The sequence below is a fragment of the Streptomyces violaceusniger Tu 4113 genome (genome assembly GCF_000147815.2).
Taxonomy (GTDB): Bacteria; Actinomycetota; Actinomycetes; order Streptomycetales; family Streptomycetaceae; genus Streptomyces; species Streptomyces violaceusniger_A.
Genome location: NC_015957.1, coordinates 4,451,411 through 4,471,034, shown reverse-complemented (window position 1 = coordinate 4,471,034; position 19,624 = coordinate 4,451,411). Strand labels below are relative to the sequence as shown.

Below are 19,624 nucleotides of genomic sequence, written 5' to 3'. Positions count from 1 at the left end.
GCGGCTGGGCACACCGGTGTCGTAACGGCCCGGCACAATGAGCGGATCGGGCGATCGGGTGAGAGGAGACGGATTGAAGTGGCAGCGCCACTGCCCAACACCCAGCAGGCGATGCGCCGGCGCAATCTCTCCCTCGTGCTGCACGCCGTGGCCGCCCACGGCCCGCTGTCCCGTGCGTCGGTGGCGGCCCGTGTGGGGCTCACCCGGGCCGCCGTCTCCACGCTCGTGGACGAGCTGATCCGGGACGGGCTGCTGGTCGAGTTGGGCCCCTCCCGGCCCGGTACGGTCGGCCGCCCCGGCAGCGCCCTGCAGCTCAATGAGCGCGGTCCGGCCGGACTCGGCGCGGAAATCGGGGTGGACCATCTCGCGGTGTGCGCGGTGGACCTCGCCGGGCGAGTACGGGCCCGTACGGAGATCGCGTCGGCGAACCGTGACCGTGCACCGGCCCCGGTGCTCACCCAGCTCTCCTCCCTGGTCCGGCAGGTCGCGGCGGAGGCGGAACTGGGCGGGCTGCGGCCGGTGGGGCTCGCGGTGGCGGTGCCCGGTCTGGTGGCGCGGGACTCGTCGCTGGTCGTCCGCGCCCCCAACCTGGGCTGGGAGGGGGTGGACATCGGCCCGGAGCTGCGCACGGCGCTGCCCGGGCTGCCGGTCACCGTCGACAACGAGGCGAATCTGAGCGCGCTCGCCGAGCTGTGGCGGGGCGGCCACGACCCGGCACCCCGGGACTTCATCCATGTCTCGGCCGAGATCGGCATCGGCGCGGCGGTCGTGCTGGAGGGACAACTGCTGCGCGGCACCCACGGTTTCGCGGGCGAGCTGGGCCATGTGCCGGTGCGTCCCGAGGGGCCCGAGTGCGCCTGCGGCGGCCGCGGCTGTCTGGAGCAGTACGCGGGTGAGGAGGCGGTGCTGCGGGCGAGCGGCCTGTCCCCCGAGCAGGCCGCGGCCCAGCACCCGGGCCCCGGAGGCCGTATCACCGTGCTGGCCGTAAGGGCGGCGAGCGGCGACCAGCAGGTGCGGCGTGCGCTGCGTGGCGCGGGCTCGGCGCTCGGGATCGCCCTCGCGGGCGCGGTGAACCTCCTGGACCCGGAGAAGGTGGTGCTCGGCGGCGCGCTGACGCCGCTGGCGCCCTGGCTGCTGCCCGCCCTGGAGCGGGAGTTGGGACGGCGGCTCACCGACCCGGCCCGTCCGGGCAGCGGCGCGGTGACCGTCTCCCGGCTCGGCCCGGACGGTCCGCTGCTGGGCGCGGCCAACTCGGTGGTGCAGGCGGTCCTCGACGATCCGGCGGGGTTCAGGGACCCGGCCGGAGCCGGAGAGCCGGCCGGGGTCAGAGGAAGCGATGCATGATGTGCAGCCCCACATAGCCCTTCGTGGGGTGGTCGAACGCCTTGGGGACGGTGCCGATGACCTCGAAGCCCAGTGAGCGCCACAGCGCCACCGCCCGGATGTTGCTCTCCACCACGGCGTTGAACTGCATCGCCTTGTAGCCCTCGGCGCGCGCCCACTCCAGGACATGCTCCCCCAGGGCCCGGCCCGCACCGCGCCCGCCGTGCTCGGGCGCGACCATGAAACTGGCCCCCGCGATATGCGCGGCGGGTCCCATGTGGTTGGGGTTCATCTTGGCCGAGCCCAGGACGGTGCCGTCGGGGTCGGTGGCGACGACGGTACGGCTCGGGGGCTCGGGCATCCAGACGTCGCGGGCCCGGTCCTCGTCCAGGTCGCGAGGGTAGGTGTAGGTCTCACCCGCGGCGACGATGCGGCGCAGGAAGGCCCAGATGGCGGGCCAGTCCTCGACGGTGGCGGTCCTGATGAGCATGCGGGCCAGCATGGCGGTGCGGGCGACGGCGCGCGAGGAATTTTCCCGGCCGCCGCCCGCGAGGCGTCAGCGGGCCGCGCGCAGGAACGCCTCCAGCCCCGCCAGGTCGTCGGTGTTGAGGTAGTCCACATCGGCGGCCAGGAGCTCACGCCACAGGGCGTCGCGCTCCGGCCCGGCCACATCCGGGGTGGCCCAGAAGCGCACGGTCTGCCGGGCGGCGTGTGCGGAGGCGACGAGGCGGTGCAGCGTCTCGCGCTCCGCCCGCGGCATCGGACCGGCTCCCGTCCAGGTGAAGGACTTGGTCCAGTCGGCGCTGATGAGCGGGATGAAGGAGGCGGGCACGCCCGAGCCGAGATCCTCCAGACGGCCGTCGTAGAAGGCGTGGCGCACCTTCTCGGCCTCCATCGGGGCCCGTGCGCCGCGGTCGCCGGAAATGACGGCCGTCACCGCGCCGCGGCGCACCCGGCCGTCCACCCCGCCGTAGGCGGCGCTGAACAGGGGGCCGTAGTGGCGCAGCCGCTTGGCCAGCTCCAGGTAGGTGGCCTCCCCGGCGGTCTTGAGGTCGATCAGCAGCTGCAGCGACAGGTCGTAGCCGCGGTAGACCCGGCCGCCGTTGGCCTTCACCCGCCGGGCCAGCGGGTCGAGGTAGAGCGACTCCAGAGTGCGGGTGGGGTCGAGGTCGGCGGCGTCGTGCGCGACCAGCAACTGGCCGTCGACCAGCCAGATGTCGGCCTCGACGCTGCCGAAGCCGTGGGAGAGCGCGTCGAGGAGCGGACGGGGGTGCTCGTAGTCGTTGTGGGCGTGGGCTCTGGCCAGCGGCCGCTTGCCCTTCGAGATGTCCCTCGAGCTGTCCTTCGAGACGGACGTGGTGCCGAGCGAGCTGGCCGTGCTCGCGAACGCGGGCGCGGCGGCGCCGCCCGCCAGAGCGGCTCCGAGGGTGACGACAAAGGCACGGCGTGTACGGCGGACCATGGGGCCTCCCGGCTCTCGTCCCGGCGCGGTGCCGGATACGCAGGATGGACGCCAGTGAGTATCGGGCGGCCGTACGCCCAAAGGGCAGTGCCGCGCGAAGAGTTCCACGGGTGGTCCCCGGCCATTTCCTCACCGTTCCCGAGGTCCCGAGGCGATGGCCCGCGGTGCCCGCCCGCGGGGACGCGCGACAGATGCGCGGGCACCGGGTGAACGGGCGGGGTCGCGAAGGCCGTCGGCCTGCGGCGCGCATTCGGAGGGTTTACCCGTCCGCGACCGCCGACATAACCATTACCCAGGCACTCTTTTGAGTGAATGCACCACTTAAAATCCGCTGATAGCTTGGCAGTTGCTCGAGCGGAATTTGTCCTCAAGGTCCGTACAGGGATGGGTGAGCATTCACGATGACGACGTCCGTTGAACCGGGTTCCGGTACCGAAAATTCGCAGCCGCAGTTGAGTCTCGGCACGGCGGCCGCGCGGAATCTGGCGACGACGACCAAATCCGTTCCGCAAATGCAGGGCCTCAGCTCCCGGTGGCTGCTGCGCATGCTGCCGTGGGTGCAGGTTCCGGGCGGTTCCTATCGTGTGAACCGCCGGGCGTCCCATACGCTCGGCGACGGCCGGGTGGAGTTCACCACCACCGGGTCCGAGGTGCGGGTCATCCCGGTCGAGCTGCGCGAGCTGCCGCTGCTGCGCGGTTTCGAGGACGCCTCGGTGCTCGGGGCCCTGGCGGACCGCTTCACCCAGCGGGAATTCGCGCCGGGCGATGTGCTGGTCGAGGCCGGGCGCCCGGCCGATGAGCTTCTCCTCATCGCCCATGGCAAGGTCGACAAATTGACCGAGGGCGCGTTCGACGAGCCGGCGGTGGTCGGCTCGGCCGCCGGCGGCGACCACATCGGGGAGCCGGAGCTGACCGCCGCCGAGGCGGGCACCTGGGCGAGCACCGTGAAGGCCGTGACCTCCTGCACGGTGCTGGCCCTGCCCCGGCAGGAGTTCGAGGAGCAGTTGGACCGTTCACCGCACCTGCGGGCGCATGTGGAGGGGGTGCGCTCGGCGCCGGAGGCCGAGCAGAACGAGCACGGGGAGGCCGCCATCGCGCTGGCCTCGGGACATTCCGGCGAGCCGATCCTGCCGGGCACGTTCGCGGAGTACGAGCTGACGCCGCGCGAGTACGAGCTGAGCGTGGCCCAGACCGTCCTCCGCGTCCACACCCGCGTCGCCGACCTCTACAACGAGCCCATGAACCAGGTCGAGCAACAGCTCCGCCTCACCATCGAAGCCCTGCGCGAACGCCAGGAACACGAGCTCGTCAACAACCCCGAGATCGGCCTGCTGCACAACGCCGACCTCTCCCAGCGCATCCACACCCGCAGCGGACCACCCACCCCCGATGACCTCGACGCGCTGCTGGCCACCGTCTGGAAGGACCCGGGGCTGATCCTGGCGCATCCGCGCGCCATCGCGGCGATCGGCCGCGAGTTCAACAGCCGTGGCATCTCCCCGCAGCCCACGGAGGTGAACGGCCATGCGATGCCGGCCTGGCGGGGCGTGCCCATCTTCCCGTGCAACAAGATTCCGGTGTCCCGGAGCGGGGTGACCTCGATTCTCGTCCTGCGCACCGGGGAGGAGAACCAGGGGGTCATCGGACTCCACCGCACCGGAATTCCCGACGAATACCAGCCGAGCCTCTCGGTGCGGTTCATGGGAATCAGCGAGCAGGCCATCATCTCGTATCTCGTCAGCGCCTACTATTCCTCGGCCGTGCTCGTTCCGGACGCGCTCGGAATTCTGGAGAACGTGGAAATCGGACTCTGACGCCCGCCCGACCGGGCCCGTGGCCTTCGCATACCTTCCCGAAGATCTACCGAAATGGGTGATGAGCACTTATGACCACTTCCGTGGAGTCCGGTGAGCAGCCGCTGAGTCTGGGCACGGCCGCCGCGCGGAATCTGGCGACCACCACCAAGTCCGTTCCGCAGATGCAGGCCATCTCCTCCCGGTGGCTGCTGCGCGTCCTCCCCTGGGTGCAGGTGTCGGCCGGTACGTACCGGGTGAACCGCCGACTGACGTACACGGTCGGAGACGGTCGGGTGGAGTTCATCAGCACCGGATCGCAGGTGCGGGTCATCCCGCCGGAGCTGGGCGAGCTGCCGACGCTGCGCGGCTTCGGGGACACCGCCGTACTGGAATCGCTGGCCGACGGGTGCGTCCAGCGAGAGTACGCGCCCGGGGATGTGCTGGTGGAGGCGGGCCGCCCGGCCGACCAGGTGTTCCTGATCGCCCACGGCAAGGTCCGGCAGGTCGCCCCCGGCGCCTATGACGAGGGCACCACGCTGGCGGTGCTGGCCGACGGGGAGTACTTCGGCGACGCGGTGCTGACCGGTCCGGAGCACGCCTGGGAGTTCAGCGTCCGGGCCGTCACCCGGACCACGGTGCTCACCCTCCCCCGCCGCGTCGTCCAGGAGGCCGCCGACCGCTCCGACGCGCTGCGCGACCATCTCCAGGGGCTTTCGGAGCGGTCCACCCCCGCTCAGAACCGGCGCGGTGAGGCCGATATCGCCGTCGCGTCCGGCCACGCGGGCGAGCCGGTCCTGCCGGGCACGTTCGTGGACTACGAACTGGCGCCGCGCGAGTACGAGCTGAGCGTGGCCCAGACCGTCCTCCGCGTCCACACCCGCGTCGCCGACCTCTACAACGAGCCCATGAACCAGGTCGAGCAGCAGCTCCGCCTCACCATCGAAGCCCTGCGCGAACGGCAGGAACACGAGCTCGTCAACAACCGCGAATTCGGCCTGCTGCACAACGCCGACCTTTCCCAGCGCATCCACACCCGCAGCGGACCGCCCACCCCCGACGACCTCGATGAGCTGCTGGCACGGCGCCGCAAGACCCAGTATCTGCTGGCCCATCCGCGCACCATCGCCGCCTTCGGGCGTGAGTGCAGCGACCGTGGTCTGTATCCGCAGGGCATCGAGGTGGCCGGGGTCGCGGTGCGGGCGTGGCGCGGGGTTCCGCTGCTGCCCTGCAACAAGATCCCGGTCAGCGAGTCCGGCACCAGCTCCATCCTGGCGATGCGCACCGGGGAGGAGAGCCAGGGGGTCATCGGTCTGCATCAGACCGGTATCCCGGACGAGTACGAGCCCAGTCTGAACGTCCGGTTCATGGGCATCAGCGAGCAGGCCGTGACGTCCTATCTGGTCTCCGCCTACTACTCGGCGGCGATTCTGGTGCCCGATGCGGTCGGTGTGCTGGAGGACGTCGAGATCGGCCGCTGAGCCCGGCCGGCGGTTGCCGGTCGCCGCGGGCGTGGGTCAGGGGCGGACGCTGCTGACCACGTCCGCGGTGGCGGCGAGCCCCTCGGAGATGGTGGGCGCCACGCTGCTGCTCGCCAGGTAGAAGCCCAGCGTCGCGCAGACCAGCGCATGCGAGATGCGCAATCCGCCGCTGCGGAGAAAGACCGCCGTCAGGATCAGAAGCAGCAGGACCACGGAGATGGAAATGGCCATGGGGAGCCTCCTCGGCCACGGAGCATCGGAATCCGGCCGTCAGTGTGGCCCAGAATCGCCCCTAAAACGCTGCTGGCTGGTGCTCCATACGGGTGCCGATCTGCTGTTCGGTATTCCCGGCGGTCGCCCCTCGGTGGTGAGCGGGCGTGGCGAGCCGTCTCAGGCGTCGGCGCGGATCAGCTCGGCGGCCATCTCGCCGATCATGACGCAGGCCGCGTTGGTGTTGGCCGAGACGATCGACGGCATGATCGATCCATCGGCGATCCGCAGCCCCTCGACGCCCCGGACGCGCAGCCGGGGGTCCACCACGGAGTCCTCGTCCCCGCCCATCCGGCAGGTGCCGACATGGTGGAAGTAGGTGCCGGTGTTCTCGCGGACGAAGTCGGCCAGGCCGTCCCGGCCGCTCACACCGGGGCCGGGCAGCAGTTCGCGCGGCTGCCACGCCCCGAACGCGTCGGTGGCGGCCAGCGACCGGGCCAGTTCGACTCCCTGGACCAGGGTGGCGAGGTCCCTTCCGTCGCTGAGATAGCCGGGGTCGATCAGCGGCCGGTCCTCGGGGTCCGCGCCGGAGAGCCGGACCGTGCCCCGGCTGTGGGGCTGCATCGCGGCGGCCGTCAGGGTGAAGGTGTTCCGCGGGAACGGCAGCAGCCTCGGGTGGAAGGGGATGTGAAAGAGGAACACCTCGAGGTCGGGGCGGGGCAGCCCGGGGTCGGTCCGGGTGAACAGGGCCGCCTCGGCGGTGGTCAAGGGGGGCGGCGGCAGCGGGGTGTCCGCCTCGTGGACCAGCCCGACCAGGGGGTGGTCCTGCAGATTGGCCCCCACCTCCGGGGCGTCCACCAGCACCGGGACGCCCACCTCGCGCAGATGGCCGGCCGGGCCGATCCCGGAGAGCATCAGCAGCTTGGGCGAGTCGACCGAACCGGCGCACACGATGACCTCCCGCGCCGCGCGTACCCGCCGTGCCACACCGCCGGATCCGGCGTATTCGACGCCGACGCAGCGGGTGCCCTCGAAGAGCAGCCGGTGTGCCTGGGCCTCGGTGCGGACGGTGAGGTAGGGGCGGTCCATCGCCGGATCGAGATAGGCGACCGCCGTGCTCTGTCGGCGCCCCTCGTGGATGGTCCAGTCATGGCGTCCGGCGCCGTCGCTCTCCGCCCCGTTGAAGTCGTCGTTGAAGGGATGGCCGAGTTCCTTGGCGGCGTCGAGGAAGGCGGCGCTCAGCGGGTTGGGCGTGTCGGCCCGGCTGAGCCGCAGCGGGCCGCCGGTGCCGCGGAAGCGGGGGTCACGGCCCTCGGTGTGCTCGATGGCTCGGAAGATCTCCAGCACCGACGCGGCGTCCCAGCCGGTGCAGCCGTCGGCGGCCCACGCGTCGAAGGTGCCGAGGTGGCCGCGGACATAGGTCATCACATTGATGCTGCTGGAGCCGCCGAGCACCTTGCCGCGCGCGGCGGCCTGCGGATGCCCGGCGAGGCCCGGCTGCGGGACGGTGGTGTAGCCCCAGTCGTGCTCACCGCCGATGAGGGTGAACCACGCGGTGGGGTCGTGGATCTGCTCGGCCGCGTCGTCCTTCCCGGCCTCCAGCAGCAGCACCCGTGTGTCCGGGACTTCCGTCAACCGGGCCGCGACCACCGCGCCCGCCGAGCCCGCGCCCACCACGATGTAGTCGAAGTCGCTCATCATGTGCCCCCGTTCCGGCCTCGCACGATGTGTCGTACAGCCGTTCGTCACCAGAGCGCCGTACAGCCGTTCGGCACTCTAGTGGCGTGATCGCGGAACGGGGGCGGGTTCGCCGGATCCGGCTGGTCAGCCGGTGGGGGCCGCCAGATCCACCAGCCCGGCGAGCGCCTGCCGGTGGCGGCCGGGGGTGCCCAGCGCGATCTCATCGCTCTTGGCCCGCTTGAGATACAGATGTGCCGGGTGCTCCCAGGTCATGCCGATGCCACCGTGCAGTTGGACGCACTCCTCGGCCGCGCGCACCGCCACCTCGGCGCAGTGCGCCTGGGCCACGGCCACCGCGACCGGTGTGTCCGGGCTGTCCGTGGCCAGTGCGTCGGCCGCGTAGCGGGCGGTGGCGCGCGCGGAGACCAGCTCCAGCCACAGCGCGGCCATACGGTGCTTGAGCGCCTGGAACGAGCCGATGGGGCGCCCGAACTGATGGCGCTCCTTGGTGTGGCGGACGGTCTCGGTCAGACACCATTCGGCCACGCCCAACTGCTCGGAGGCGAGCAGCCCGGCCCCCGTCAGCAGCGCCCGTCCCATGGCCGCCGCGGCCCGCTCGGGTCCGGCCAGCTTGCGGGCCGGGGCGCCGGTGAGGGTCACCGCGGCGAGCGGGCGGGTGAGGTCGAGCGAGGTGAGGGGTTCGACGGTGACGCTGGTCTCGGCGGTCCCCACGGCGTACAGCCCGTATCCGTCCGCGCCGGTGGCGGGGACGAGGAGCACATCGGCGCCCGCCGCGCCCGCGACCCCGGAGACCTGGCCGCTGAGCGTTCCGTCGCCGTCGGCCCGTACGGTCGCGGCGGGCGTGCCGGGCACACCGGCCACGGTGGACAGCGGCAGTGCGAGGGCGCCGACCGTGCGGCCCTCGGCGAGCGCGCCGAGCAGCCGGGCCACCGGCTCCTGGTCGGTGTCGCAGCCCAGCAGGGCACTGGCGGCGAGGACGGCGCTGGTGAGGTAGGGCACGGGGGCGACGGCGCGGCCGAGCTCCTCCATGACGACGGCCGCCTCGCGCGCGGTGGCGCCCTGGCCGCCGAGCTTGTCGGGCACCAGCAGTCCGGCGGTGCCCATCTCGGCGCCGAGCGCGCCCCACAGCGCGACGTCGTGGGCCCGGCCGCTCTCGGCCTGGGAGAGCACCGTGGCGGGCGGGCAGCGGTCGGCGAGCAGCGACCGTACGGCCGCGCGCAGATCGTCCTCCGCCTCGGAGTAGAGCAGGTCCGGGGTGCTCATCGGGGCAGGTCCTTCCACGGGACGTCCTTGTCGGTCCGCGGCTCGGGCGGCAGGCCCAGGACGCGTTCGGCGATGATGTTGAGCAGCACCTCCGAGGTGCCGCCCTCGATGGAGTTGCCCTTGGCGCGCAGATAGCGGTAGCCGGCCTCGCGTCCGGTGAAGTCCACCAGTTCGGGGCGGCGCAGCGTCCAGTCGTCGTAGCGCAGTCCCTCCTCCCCCAGCAGCTCGACCTCCAGCGCGCTGATGTGCTGGTTGAGGCGGGCGAAGGCGAGTTTCATGGCCGAGCCCTCGGGGCCGGGCTGGCCGACCGCGAGCTGCTGGCGCAGCCGCTCGCCCGCGAGCCGGGCCGCCTCGGACTCCATCCACAGCCGCAGCAGCCGCTGGTGGAGGTCGTGGGTGCGCAGTTCGGGCCGTTCGCGCCAGGTGTCGGCGACCAGGCCGATCATGCCGCCCTCGCGGGGGACGCGGCCGCCACCGATGGCGACCCGCTCGTTCATCAGGGTGGTCTGGGCGACGCGCCAGCCCTCGCCGATCTCGCCGAGCCGCCGGCTGTCGGGGATCCGCACTCCGGTGAGGAAGACCTCGTTGAACTCCGCCTCGCCGGTGATCTGGCGCAGCGGCCGGACCTCGACCCCGGGGTCGGTCATATCGCAGATGAAGTAGCTGATGCCGCGGTGTTTGGGCTGGTCGGGGTCGGTGCGGGCGATGAGGATGGCCCAGCGGGCGATATGGGCGCTGGAGGTCCAGACCTTCTGTCCGTCGACCACCCAGTCCTCGCCGTCGCGCACGGCCCGGGTGGCCAGGGCCGCGAGGTCGGATCCGGCGCCGGGCTCGCTGAAGAGCTGGCACCACACCTCCTCACCGGTCCACAGCGGACGCAGCAGCCGCTGCCGCTGCTCGTCGGTGCCGAAGCCGAGGATGGTGGGGGCGGCCATGCCCAGGCCGATGCCGATGCGGCGGGGGTCGTTGTCGGGTGCTCCGGCGGCCGCCAGTTCGGCGTCGACGACGGCCTGCAGGGAGCGCGGAGCGTCCAGGCCGCCGAGTCCGGCCGGGTAGTGCACCCAGGCGAGTCCGGCGTCGAAGCGGGCGCGCAGGAAGTCCAGGGGTTCGGTGGTGGCGGGCGGATGGGCGTCCAGGAGGTCGCGGACGCGGCGGCGCAGCTCGTCGGCGTCCACGGCGGGGTGCTGCCCGGCGGCGCTCATCGGGCGCCTCCGGCGGGCTGCGCGGGGACGACCACCACACGGCCGGTGGTCACGCCGTCGGCGACGCGCTGCACGGCGTCGGCCGCGCCCTCCAGCGGTACGCGCTCGCTGACCAGCGGCTTGACGGTGCCCTGTGCGGCGAGCTTGGTCAGCTCCTCGTGGCAGGCGCGGACCGCGGCCGGGTCGTGGGTGTTGTACAGGCCCCAGTGGAGGCCGAGGATGGCGTAGTTCTTGACCAGGGCGTGGTTGAGGGCGGCCTGGGGGACGACGCCGCTGGCGAATCCGACGACCACGATGCGGCCCTCGAAGGCGACGCATTTGACGGACTTGACGAAGGCGTCGCCGCCGACCGGGTCGTAGACGACGTCCGCGCCGCGTCCGCCGGTGGCCTCCTTGACGGCCGCCACGATGTCATCGGCGCGCCGGTCGAGGACGAGGTCGCAGCCGAGCTCGCGGGCGACCCGGGCCTTGTCCTCGCCGCCGACGACCCCGATCACCTTCGCCCCTGCCGCCTTGCCGAGCTGGACGGCGGCGCTGCCGACCCCGCCCGCGGCGGCGTGCACCAGAAGCGTTTCGCCGGCCTGGAGGCGGGCCCTGCGGTGCAGGCCGAACCAGCCGGTCTGGTAGCCGATGTGCAGCGCCGCGGCCTCGGCGTCGTCCAGGGCGTCGGGCGCGGGCAGCGCGTTCGCCGCCTCGACGGGCACCAGCTCGGCGAAGCCGCCCGCGGGGAGCGTGGGCGTGGCCAGGACGCGGGAGCCCACCTCGCCGTCGGCGCCCTCGCCGACGGCGACGACCTCGCCGCACACCTCGACGCCGGGGGTGAACGGCAGGGGCGGCCGCACCTGGTACTGGCCGCGGCACAGCAGGGCGTCGGGGAAGTTGACGTCGACGGCCCGGACCCGCAGCAGCAGCTGTCCCGGTCCCGCCTGGGGATCGGGCACGTCGTCGAGGCGCATGACCTCACCCGGCTCGCCATTGTCGTGCACTCGCCATGCCTGCATCCGGTGGCCTCCACAAACGGATCGTCGGGACGCGTTACCCGCGCCGGGCGCACATACTAACCAGTCGGTACGAGCAGGGGAACCGCCACGGCCGTCAGCCATCCTGCCTGCCCACGCGGCGGCGGATGAACTCTTGTGCAACTCTGGAGGCACCCTTGAGCCCGGTGCGTCGGCAGGTAAAGGTGGACGGCGACATATCGGCTCGTTTCACAGCGAGCCGTTGCCGGAACGGGACGGGAGAGAGACAGTGCCCGACGACAAGGCGATCAGCGAGGCCGAGATGGAGGCCCGGCTGCACGGCATCTGCTTCAAGACAGGGCCGCCGCGCCGCATCGGAGTCGAGCTCGAATGGCTCCTGTACGACCCGCACATCCCCGCACGACCCATCGAGGCGGCCCGGCTCGAAGCCGCGGTCACCGCCCTGCGCGGACTGCCGCTGCGGTCCGCCATCACCTTCGAACCCGGCGGCCAGGTGGAGCTCAGCTCCCTCCCGGCCGACTCCCTCACCGAGTGTGTGGAGTCCGCCGCCGCCGATCTGGTCCTCGTACGCTCCCTTCTCGCCGGGCTCGGCCTCGGCCTGGCCGGCCATGGCCACGACCCCTGGCGGCCGCCGAGACGGTTCCTCACCACGCCCCGGTACGAGTGCATGGAGACCTACTTCGACCGCCGGGGGCCGGCCGGGCGCTCCATGATGTGCAGCACCGCCTCCGTGCAGGTCTGCGTGGACGCCGGGCACGAGGAGCCCGGGCCGCTCGGCATGGCACGGCGCTGGCGGCTCGCCCATCTGCTGGGCGCGGTGCTGACCGCCGCGTTCGCCAACTCGCCCCTGCGCCAGGGCCGCCCCACGGGCTACCGCTCCACCCGGCAGGCGGTCTGGACGGCGATGGAGCCCGGCCGCACCCACGCCCCGCCCGACGGCGGGGATCCCCGCACGGCCTGGGCCCACTATGTGCTGGACGCGCCCGTGATGGCCATCCGGGACGAGAAGGGGCCCTGGGCGGTGCCGTCCGGGGTGACCTTCCGCCAGTGGGCCCGGACGGGGCTGCCCCGGCCGCCCACCCTCGACGATCTCGACTTCCACGCCTCCACGCTCTTTCCCCCCGTCCGCCCGCGCGGCCATCTGGAACTGCGCATGATCGACGCGCAGAGCGGTGAGGACGGCTGGATCGTCCCCCTCGCCGTCACGGTCGCCCTCTTCGACGATCCGCAGGCTGCTGAAACGGTTTACCGGGTGGTGAAACCGCTCGCCGAGACGGCGGGCGCACGCCCCGCACCGGGCAATCGGCTGTGGCGGGCCGCGGCGCGCCACGGTCTGGCCGACCCCGAGCTGCGCGCCGCCGCCGTCAGCTGCTTCGCCACGGCGCTGGACGCGCTGCCCCGCATCGGCGCCTCCCCCGCCATCACCGCCGCCGTCGCCGCCTTCACCGACCGCTATGTGGCCCGCGGCCGATGTCCCGCCGACGATCTGCTCGCTCCTCTCACCGGTAAGGAGGGACGGCCATGACCGCCCCCGACTCGGACCTCGCCATCGATCCCGAGGCGCTGCGCCGGCGCGCCGAGCTGGCACTGCGCACCGCGCGCGACCGTACCCACGCCCTCACCACGTGCGTGGACGAGCCCGACCTCACCGCCCAGCACTCCCCCTTGATGTCCCCGCTGGTCTGGGATCTGGCGCATATCGGCAACCAGGAGGAGCAGTGGCTGCTGCGCGCGGTCGGCGGCCGTGACGCACTGCGTCCCGAGATCGACTCGATCTACGACGCCTTCGAGCATCCGCGCGCCGAGCGGCCCTCCCTGCCGTTGCTGGCGCCCGCCGAGGCCCGCGGCTATGCCCATGAGGTGCGCGGCCGGGTGCTGGACATCCTGGAGCGGATCGAGTTGCGCGGCGCCCCGCTGGTCGACGCGGGCTTCGCCTTCGGCATGATCGCGCAGCATGAGCAGCAGCACGACGAGACGATGCTCATCACCCACCAGCTGCGCCGCGGACCCGCCGCGCTCACCGCCCCACCGCCGCCCGACACGGCGGACGGCGCGGCGCTGCCCGAGGAGGTGCTGATCCCGGGCGGCCCGTTCACCATGGGCACCTCGACCGAGCCCTGGGCCCTGGACAACGAGCGGCCCGCGCACCACCGGCTGGTCCCGGCCTTCCACATCGACACCACACCGGTGACCAACGGCGCGTACGAGCGGTTCATAGCCGATGGCGGCTACGGCGAGCGGCGCTGGTGGACGGCCGAGGGCTGGGCGTACCTCCAGGAGCACGGCCTGGCCGCCCCGCTGTTCTGGCGGCGCGAGGGCGGGCAGTGGCTGCGCCGCCGGTTCGGGGTGACCGAGCCGGTGCCGCCCAACGAGCCGGTGGTGCATGTGAGCTGGTACGAGGCGGACGCCTACGCCCGCTGGGCGGGGCGGCGGCTGCCGACCGAGGAGGAGTGGGAGAAGGCCGCCCGCCACGACCCGGACAGCGGCCGGTCCCGGCGCTATCCGTGGGGCGACACCGACCCGGCCCCCGACCAGGCCAACCTCGGCCAGCGCCATCTGCGGCCGGCACCGGCGGGAAGCTATCCGAAGGGCGCCTCGCCGCTGGGGGTGCGGCAGTTGATCGGCGATGTGTGGGAGTGGACCTCGAGCGACTTCCTGCCCTACCCGGGGTTCCGCGCCTTCCCGTACCGCGAGTACTCGGAAGTCTTCTTCGGCCCGGCGCACAAGGTGCTGCGCGGCGGTTCCTTCGCGGTGGACGAGGTCGTCTGCCGGGGCACGTTCCGCAACTGGGACCTGCCGGTCCGCCGCCAGATCTTCTCGGGTTTCCGCACCGCTCGGGACGCGTCCTGATGTGCAGGCATCTGGCGTATCTCGGGCCGCGGACCCCCATCGGCGAGGTGGTCATGGCGCCCGAGCACAGCCTGTTCCGGCAGTCGTGGGCGCCGCGGCGGCAGGCGCACGGCACGGTCAACGCCGACGGGTTCGGCGTCGGCTGGTACGCGTCGGGCGACCCGGTGCCCGCGCGCTACCGCCGCGCCGGGCCCATCTGGGGCGATCTGTCGTTCGCCGACCTCGCCCGGGTGGTGCGGACCGGGGCGCTGATGGCCGCCGTAAGGGACGCCACCGAGGCGAGTGCGGACGGTGAGGCGGGCGCCTCGCCGTTCGCCGCCGGGACCTGGCTGTTCAGCCACAACGGGGCGATCCGCGACTGGCCGCACGCGGTCGCGGACCTCGCCGCCTCACTGCCGCCCGCAGATCTGCTCGGCCTGGAGGCGCGGTGCGACTCGGCGTTCGTCTGGGCGCTGGTGCTGCGCCGGCTGCGGCTGGGCCACGAGCCGCCGGAGGCGCTGGCCGAGGCCGTCGAGCAGCTCGCCGGCGCGTCCCCCGACTCACGGCTCAATCTGCTGCTCATGGACGGGGAGACCATCGCCGCCACCGCCTGGGGCGACACCCTGTGGTACCTGGCCGAACCGGACCGGGGCGTGGTGGTGGCCTCCGAGCCGTACGACCAGGATCCCGGCTGGACGGAGGTCCCCGACCGCACCCTGCTCACCGCCACCCGCACCGATGTACTGCTCACCGCCCTTAAGGAGGCTTCCCGTTGAGCCCCTTCACCGTCACCCGCACCCTGCCCGCCGATGCCACCGCGGCCGCCCTGCGCGCCGATGTGGCCGACGGGCTGACCAGCACCCCCAAACAGCTTCCGCCCAAGTGGTTCTACGACGCCCGGGGAAGCGCGCTCTTCGAAGAGATCACCCGGCTGCCGGAGTACTACCCGACCCGTGCCGAGCGGGAGATCCTCATCGCCCGCGCGGCGGAGATCGCCGACGCCACCGGGGCCCGCACCCTGGTCGAACTGGGCTCCGGCTCCTCCGAGAAGACCCGCCACCTGATCCGGGCGCTGCCGGATCTGCGGGTCTACGTCCCCGTCGACGTGAGCGAGAGCGCACTGGAACTGGCCGGGGAGGCCCTGCTGGCCGAGCATCCACGGCTGACGGTGCACGCGCTGGTCGCCGACTTCATGAACGGGCTCGCGCTGCCCGACGACACCCCGGGTCCGAGGCTGCTGGCCTTCCTCGGCGGCACGATCGGCAATCTGCTGCCGGCCGAACGGGCCGCCTTCTACGCCTCGGTGAGCGATCTGCTCGCGCCCGGCGACGCCCTGTTGGTCGGCACCGACCTGGTCAAGGACGAGGCCACTTTGGTCTCCGCCTACGACGACGCACAGGGGGTCACCGCGGCGTTCAACAAGAACGTGCTGGCGGTGCTCGACCGCGAACTGGGCGCCGACTTCGACCCCTCCGACTTCGACCACGTGGCGGTGTGGAACGCCGAGGAGGAGTGGATCGAAATGCGGCTGAGGGCCCGTAAGGACCTCACGGCGAAGATTCCCGCCATGGATCTCGCGGTCCATTTCGAAGCCGGGGAGGAGGTCCGTACGGAGGTGTCCAGCAAGTTCCGGGAGGAGAAGGTGCGGGCCGAACTGGCCGCCGCGGGGATGGACGCGCGGCGCTGGTGGACCGACGCGCAGGGCCGCTTCGCGGTGTCGCTGGCCGTCCGCCGCTGACCGTTCGACCGATCACCGCACCGCCGCCCGGGGCCTCGGCCCCGGGCGGCGGCACGTTCACGGATGGGGCGAGGGGGCAGTCCGTCACCCTGCGTCCCGCGCGAACCACCGACGGAAACAGTGTGATGCACATCACATAAGCAGAAGAGGGTCGCAGCACAGCGCGCTGTGGCCCTCTTTCCAGGCGATCCCCCTCTTGTTGTGGCCAAATCGGCCCCCTTATCTTTGGCCCGCCCGGCAGCGCGCCGCACCCGGCAGCACGAGAAGGAGCCGTCCATGCCCTTACGGGGACGCCACCGCCGTTACAAGCCCAACCGCATCTCCCGTGCCTCACTGAGCGTCACGGCGGGCGGCGCCGGAATCGCCCTTCCGCTCATCGGCGCCGCGGGCGCGTCCGCGGCCTCGGGCGAGACCTGGGACAAGGTCGCCCAGTGCGAGTCCACCGACAACTGGGACGTCAACACCGGCAACGGCTTCTACGGCGGGCTGCAGTTCACGCAGAGCACATGGGAGGCGTACGGCGGCAGCGCCTACGCGGGACGGGCCGATCTGGCCACCAAGGACCAGCAGATCGCGATCGCGGAGAAGGTGCTCGACGGCCAGGGGCCCGGCGCCTGGCCGGTGTGCTCGGGCAAGGCCGGGCTGACGCAGGGCGACGCGGCGCCGCAGACTGCGCCGAAGATCGTCAAGACGGCCGCCGCCCCGGTCAAGAAGGCACAGCGGCCCGAGAAGGCCCAGCAGGTGGCGGCGAGCAAGCCCACACCCACCAGCCTCCCGGGGCACAACTCCACGAAGTCCGGCCACTATGTGGTCGTCGGCGGCGACTCGCTGTCCGGTATCGCCGACTCCCACGATGTCACCGGCGGCTGGGAGGCGCTCTACGAGAGCAACCGCGAGGCGATCGGCGGCGATCCGGATCTGATCTACCCCGGTCAGAAGCTCTCTCTCAAGGGCGGTAAGGCCACCGCCAAGCCCAAGGCGGAACCCGAGCGCCACCACCAGACCAAGGAGAAGCCCAAGCCGAAGCCCAAGGCGAAGCCCGCGCCGCAGCCGAAGGCCGAGAAGCCCCACAACAGCCGGGAGCAGAACACCAAGCGCGTCGCCTCCTCGGGCTTCACCGCCCCCGTCAGCGGCGTCAACCCGAGCACCGCCTACCGGGCGGCCGGCTCCAGTTGGTCGAGCGGCTATCACACGGGCGTGGACTTCCCCGTCGGCATCGGCACCTCGGTGAAGGCCGTGGGCACGGGCCACGTGGTCTCGGCGGGCTGGGGCGACGCGTACGGCTATCAGGTGGTCATCCGGCATCCGGACGGCAGGTACAGCCAGTACGCCCATCTCTCGCAGCTGTCCGTGCGGGCCGGGCAGAGCGTCAACGGCGGCCAGCAGATCGGCCGTTCCGGCTCGACGGGAAACGCCACCGGACCGCATCTCCACTTCGAGATCCGCACCGGCCCCGGCTACGGCTCGGACATCAATCCGCTCGCCTATCTGCGGTCACACGGCGTCAGCCTCTGATCCGGCGCCCGGGTGAGAGCCGGGGCAGGCGGGCGAATCGGGCCCCTGTGGTGAGCGTGGTGGCCACCATGTGCCCGGAGATACCGCCCAGCCCCGGCCCCGGGTGAGTGGAGGCGCCGATGTGCCAGAGCCCGCGGATGTCGGTCGCATGCCGTCCGGAGGAGGGCAGAGGGCGCCAGAGAAAGCTCTGGTCGAGTTCGAGCGAGCCACCGTACGGGTCGCCGTCGACCGCGTTGGGGTTCCGGCGGGTGAGGTCCGGGGCGCGATGACATCGACGGCGAGGATCTTGCCGGGCAGATCCGGGGCGTGCCGGGCAATCCGGCTCAGGACCCGGTCGGCGTACCCCTGGGCCAGCTCCGGGGTCCAGCCCTGAGCGGTGTCCAGCTCACCGGCCGCGTCTCCCCGCGGCGTGGGCGGCAGCTCCTGCAACTGCAGCCACAGCGCGGCGGCGCCGGGCGGAACCCGGCTGGAATCCAGGACGTACTGCTGCCCGACGACCACCGTGGGTCGCCGGGGCAGCAGGCCCGCCTCGGCCTCGGCGCAGGCGATACCGGTGCTGCCGGACCCGTCGGAGAGATACACGACCAGGACCGTGTTCAGACGCGCGTCGCGCCAGCCCAGCGGCTGGGACAGCGCCACATGGATCTGCATCGCGGCGCGGCCGTAGCGGAATCGCCGTGCCTGGTCCCGCAGTTCAGGCCGGACCGAGCCCTGCGGAAGGAGGGTGCCGTACAGGGCGGTGGGGGTCACCGAGGCGAGGACGGCGCGGCGGGCGCGGAAGACCCGGCCGCCGGACGCCACTCCTACGGCGCGCCCCTGCTCGACGAGGATGCGGTCGACCCGGGTGCCGGTCTCCACCCGTACCCCCGTCGTCGCCGGCAGCGACGTGAAGGCATCCACGAACCGGCCCGCACCCCCGCCCACCACCGGCACCCCGACGCCATGCAGGCTGGCGGCCAGCAACGTCATCAGGAACGCGCCCGACGCATGGTCCGGCGACAGCCCCGCGTGCAGCAGCCATGGGGCGAAGAGATGGTCCACCTCGTCCCCGCGGAACTCCGCACGGGCGTATCCACGGCCGCTGGCGGCCACCGAACGCACCCACCGCTCCACCCCCCGCCGCCCGCCGCCACGGAGCAGCGCGGCCGCGGGGCGGAAGACGGCCGGCGAGCGGAGCTCACCGCTCATCAGGCCGCCGATCGCCGCCATGTTGTCGCCCAGTCGGCCGAGCGCGGCCAGATACGCGGCCCTGTCCTCGTCGTGCGCGAAACCCTCGGCGGTGCGCCGCGGATCGCGATGGGCCAGGGTGACCCGGCCGTCGTCGGCCACGCTGGCAGTGACCCACTCGTCGGCGTTGCGGTACTCCAGCCCATGGCGGTGCAGCAGCTCCCCGAGACGCGCGTACGCCGGGCCGGAGACGAACAACGGATGCCATGAGGAGTAGGTGTCGTGGAGATAGCCGAGCAGGGTGCGCTCCTCGGTGGCGATGAACCCCCCGATGTTCGGCTCGCGTTCCACCAGGACGACGGACCATCCGGCCAGGGCCAGCTCCGCCGCGGCGACGAGGCCATTGACACCGGACCCGACGATGACGGCGTCTGCCTCGGCCATCTGGTGTCCCTCCGGCCGTCCGTCACACAATAGGGCTCGTATGCCCGGATTCAGCATGCTATGCGAAGAACGCGGGGCGGGCCGGAGGCCGCAGGGCGGTGTCGCAGAAGGGGTGTCGTAGGGGGATGCCAGACTCGCGCTCATGCAGACCCACCCCGTCCGCACCCCGCTCGACATCCGCCACGACGACCCCCGGCTGCGCTACCGGGGCGCGGTGTCGCTGCAGCGCGGCCCCGGGTGGACCGCCCCCTGGCGGCTGCCGCGCGAGGAGGCGGCGCTGTGTCTCCCCGGGGGCGGGCTTGGGCCGGGCCGCGATGCCGTCCGGGGTGCGGGTGATGCTGCGCACCGACAGCGCCTCGCTCGTCTGCCGCTAGCAGGCCGACCCCGCGCCCAGGCTGAACGGGCCCGAGGAGCGGGCCCGCCTCGATGTGCTGTGCGACGGGCGACCGGCCGCCACGGTAGAGCTCGAAACCCATGGCGCGGACGCGGAGTTCCGGTGCGAGGGCCTGCCGGGGC

At 72.5% G+C, this 19,624-nt stretch carries 16 protein-coding genes and 1 pseudogene; 9 read left to right on the top strand and 8 right to left on the bottom strand.

From position 1 onward, the window contains the following. The first annotated feature begins 78 nt into the window (after nt 1-78). Nucleotides 79-1,344 (top strand): ROK family transcriptional regulator, encoded by a 1,266-nt coding sequence (locus STRVI_RS18785; protein ID WP_014057257.1) that lies wholly within the window; start codon nt 79-81, stop codon nt 1,342-1,344. Here STRVI_RS18785 and STRVI_RS18780 read toward each other — a convergent pair. Both STRVI_RS18780 and STRVI_RS18775 read right to left on the bottom strand, forming a co-directional pair. Beyond that, nucleotides 1,325-1,825 (bottom strand): GNAT family N-acetyltransferase, encoded by a 501-nt coding sequence (locus STRVI_RS18780; RefSeq protein WP_014057256.1) that lies wholly within the window; start codon nt 1,823-1,825, stop codon nt 1,325-1,327. The two genes, STRVI_RS18785 and STRVI_RS18780, sit on opposite strands and share 20 nt — an antisense overlap. Nucleotides 1,826-1,879: 54 nt before the next feature. Further along, nucleotides 1,880-2,785, bottom strand: a complete 906-nt coding sequence (locus tag STRVI_RS18775; protein ID WP_014057255.1) for a phosphatidylinositol-specific phospholipase C/glycerophosphodiester phosphodiesterase family protein — start codon at nt 2,783-2,785, stop codon at nt 1,880-1,882. A 401-nt stretch (nt 2,786-3,186) separates the two neighbouring features. Between STRVI_RS18775 and STRVI_RS18770 the strand changes: the two genes are divergently transcribed. After that, complete coding sequence (locus tag STRVI_RS18770) at nt 3,187-4,599, top strand: family 2B encapsulin nanocompartment shell protein (RefSeq protein ID WP_014057254.1); 1,413 nt, start codon at nt 3,187-3,189, stop codon at nt 4,597-4,599. A 71-nt stretch (nt 4,600-4,670) separates the two neighbouring features. After that, on the top strand, nt 4,671-6,059 hold the full coding sequence (locus tag STRVI_RS18765) for a family 2B encapsulin nanocompartment shell protein (protein WP_014057253.1): 1,389 nt from the start codon (nt 4,671-4,673) through the stop codon (nt 6,057-6,059). Nucleotides 6,060-6,095: 36 nt separating this feature from the next. Here STRVI_RS18765 and STRVI_RS18760 read toward each other — a convergent pair whose 3' ends face one another. From STRVI_RS18760 to STRVI_RS18740, 5 genes are all read right to left on the bottom strand, one after another. Beyond that, a complete protein-coding gene (locus STRVI_RS18760) occupies nt 6,096-6,290 on the bottom strand; it encodes a hypothetical protein (RefSeq protein ID WP_014057252.1) in 195 nt (64 codons plus the stop codon). 159 nt (nt 6,291-6,449) lie between these two features. Then, complete coding sequence (locus STRVI_RS18755) at nt 6,450-7,967, bottom strand: GMC family oxidoreductase (protein ID WP_251982663.1); 1,518 nt, start codon at nt 7,965-7,967, stop codon at nt 6,450-6,452. 126 nt (nt 7,968-8,093) lie between these two features. After that, entirely contained in the window at nt 8,094-9,233 is a 1,140-nt protein-coding gene (locus tag STRVI_RS18750) for an acyl-CoA dehydrogenase family protein (protein ID WP_014057250.1), read from the bottom strand. Next, nucleotides 9,230-10,435, bottom strand: a complete 1,206-nt coding sequence (locus STRVI_RS18745) for an acyl-CoA dehydrogenase family protein (RefSeq protein ID WP_014057249.1) — start codon at nt 10,433-10,435, stop codon at nt 9,230-9,232. The genes STRVI_RS18750 and STRVI_RS18745 overlap by 4 nt, the downstream gene beginning before the upstream one ends. Continuing rightward, a complete protein-coding gene (locus STRVI_RS18740) occupies nt 10,432-11,436 on the bottom strand; it encodes an NADPH:quinone oxidoreductase family protein (protein ID WP_014057248.1) in 1,005 nt (334 codons plus the stop codon). Before STRVI_RS18740 ends, STRVI_RS18745 begins: the two co-directional genes overlap by 4 nt. 247 nt (nt 11,437-11,683) lie before the next feature. On the opposite strand from STRVI_RS18740, the gene egtA reads away from it, so the two are divergent. The 5 genes from egtA (at nt 11,684) to STRVI_RS18715 (ending at nt 17,497) form a co-directional block, all read left to right on the top strand. After that, a complete protein-coding gene (gene egtA, locus STRVI_RS18735; protein WP_014057247.1) occupies nt 11,684-12,940 on the top strand; it encodes an ergothioneine biosynthesis glutamate--cysteine ligase EgtA in 1,257 nt (418 codons plus the stop codon). Then, entirely contained in the window at nt 12,937-14,265 is a 1,329-nt protein-coding gene (egtB, locus tag STRVI_RS18730) for an ergothioneine biosynthesis protein EgtB (protein WP_014057246.1), read from the top strand. Before egtA ends, egtB begins: the two co-directional genes overlap by 4 nt. Further along, complete coding sequence (gene egtC, locus STRVI_RS18725) at nt 14,265-15,020, top strand: ergothioneine biosynthesis protein EgtC (RefSeq protein ID WP_014057245.1); 756 nt, start codon at nt 14,265-14,267, stop codon at nt 15,018-15,020. The genes egtB and egtC overlap by 1 nt, the downstream gene beginning before the upstream one ends. Beyond that, nucleotides 15,017-15,982: an L-histidine N(alpha)-methyltransferase gene (gene egtD / locus STRVI_RS18720; protein WP_014057244.1), complete on the top strand. Its 966-nt coding sequence runs from the start codon at nt 15,017-15,019 to the stop codon at nt 15,980-15,982. Before egtC ends, egtD begins: the two co-directional genes overlap by 4 nt. Before the next feature lie 276 nt (nt 15,983-16,258). Beyond that, the gene (locus tag STRVI_RS18715) at nt 16,259-17,497 is read left to right on the top strand and encodes a transglycosylase family protein (RefSeq protein WP_014057243.1); all 1,239 of its coding nucleotides are present in this window, start codon (nt 16,259-16,261) and stop codon (nt 17,495-17,497) included. On the opposite strand, the gene STRVI_RS18710 is transcribed toward STRVI_RS18715, so the two are convergent. Then, entirely contained in the window at nt 17,477-19,108 is a 1,632-nt protein-coding gene (locus tag STRVI_RS18710; protein ID WP_014057242.1) for a phytoene desaturase family protein, read from the bottom strand. The two genes, STRVI_RS18715 and STRVI_RS18710, sit on opposite strands and share 21 nt — an antisense overlap. A 142-nt stretch (nt 19,109-19,250) precedes the next feature. Between STRVI_RS18710 and STRVI_RS55960 the strand changes: the two are divergent. After that, a pseudogene (locus STRVI_RS55960) lies at nt 19,251-19,614 on the top strand (SGNH/GDSL hydrolase family protein); the annotation flags it as partial. Between the last annotated feature and the right edge of the window lie 10 nt (nt 19,615-19,624).

Excerpts from the sequence above, each read along its gene's own strand:
- STRVI_RS18780 (WP_014057256.1), bottom strand. The coding sequence starts at position 1,825 with ATGCTGGCCCGCATGCTCATCAGGACCGCCACCGTCGAGGACTGGCCC.
- STRVI_RS18775 (WP_014057255.1), bottom strand. The coding sequence starts at position 2,785 with ATGGTCCGCCGTACACGCCGTGCCTTTGTCGTCACCCTCGGAGCCGCT.
- STRVI_RS18770 (WP_014057254.1), top strand. The coding sequence starts at position 3,187 with ATGACGACGTCCGTTGAACCGGGTTCCGGTACCGAAAATTCGCAGCCG.
- STRVI_RS18765 (WP_014057253.1), top strand. The coding sequence starts at position 4,671 with ATGACCACTTCCGTGGAGTCCGGTGAGCAGCCGCTGAGTCTGGGCACG.
- STRVI_RS18760 (WP_014057252.1), bottom strand. The coding sequence starts at position 6,290 with ATGGCCATTTCCATCTCCGTGGTCCTGCTGCTTCTGATCCTGACGGCG.
- STRVI_RS18755 (WP_251982663.1), bottom strand. The coding sequence starts at position 7,967 with ATGAGCGACTTCGACTACATCGTGGTGGGCGCGGGCTCGGCGGGCGCG.
- STRVI_RS18750 (WP_014057250.1), bottom strand. The coding sequence starts at position 9,233 with ATGAGCACCCCGGACCTGCTCTACTCCGAGGCGGAGGACGATCTGCGC.
- STRVI_RS18745 (WP_014057249.1), bottom strand. The coding sequence starts at position 10,435 with ATGAGCGCCGCCGGGCAGCACCCCGCCGTGGACGCCGACGAGCTGCGC.
- STRVI_RS18740 (WP_014057248.1), bottom strand. The coding sequence starts at position 11,436 with ATGCAGGCATGGCGAGTGCACGACAATGGCGAGCCGGGTGAGGTCATG.
- egtB (WP_014057246.1), top strand. The coding sequence starts at position 12,937 with ATGACCGCCCCCGACTCGGACCTCGCCATCGATCCCGAGGCGCTGCGC.
- egtC (WP_014057245.1), top strand. The coding sequence starts at position 14,265 with ATGTGCAGGCATCTGGCGTATCTCGGGCCGCGGACCCCCATCGGCGAG.
- STRVI_RS18715 (WP_014057243.1), top strand. The coding sequence starts at position 16,259 with ATGCCCTTACGGGGACGCCACCGCCGTTACAAGCCCAACCGCATCTCC.
- STRVI_RS18710 (WP_014057242.1), bottom strand. The coding sequence starts at position 19,108 with ATGGCCGAGGCAGACGCCGTCATCGTCGGGTCCGGTGTCAATGGCCTC.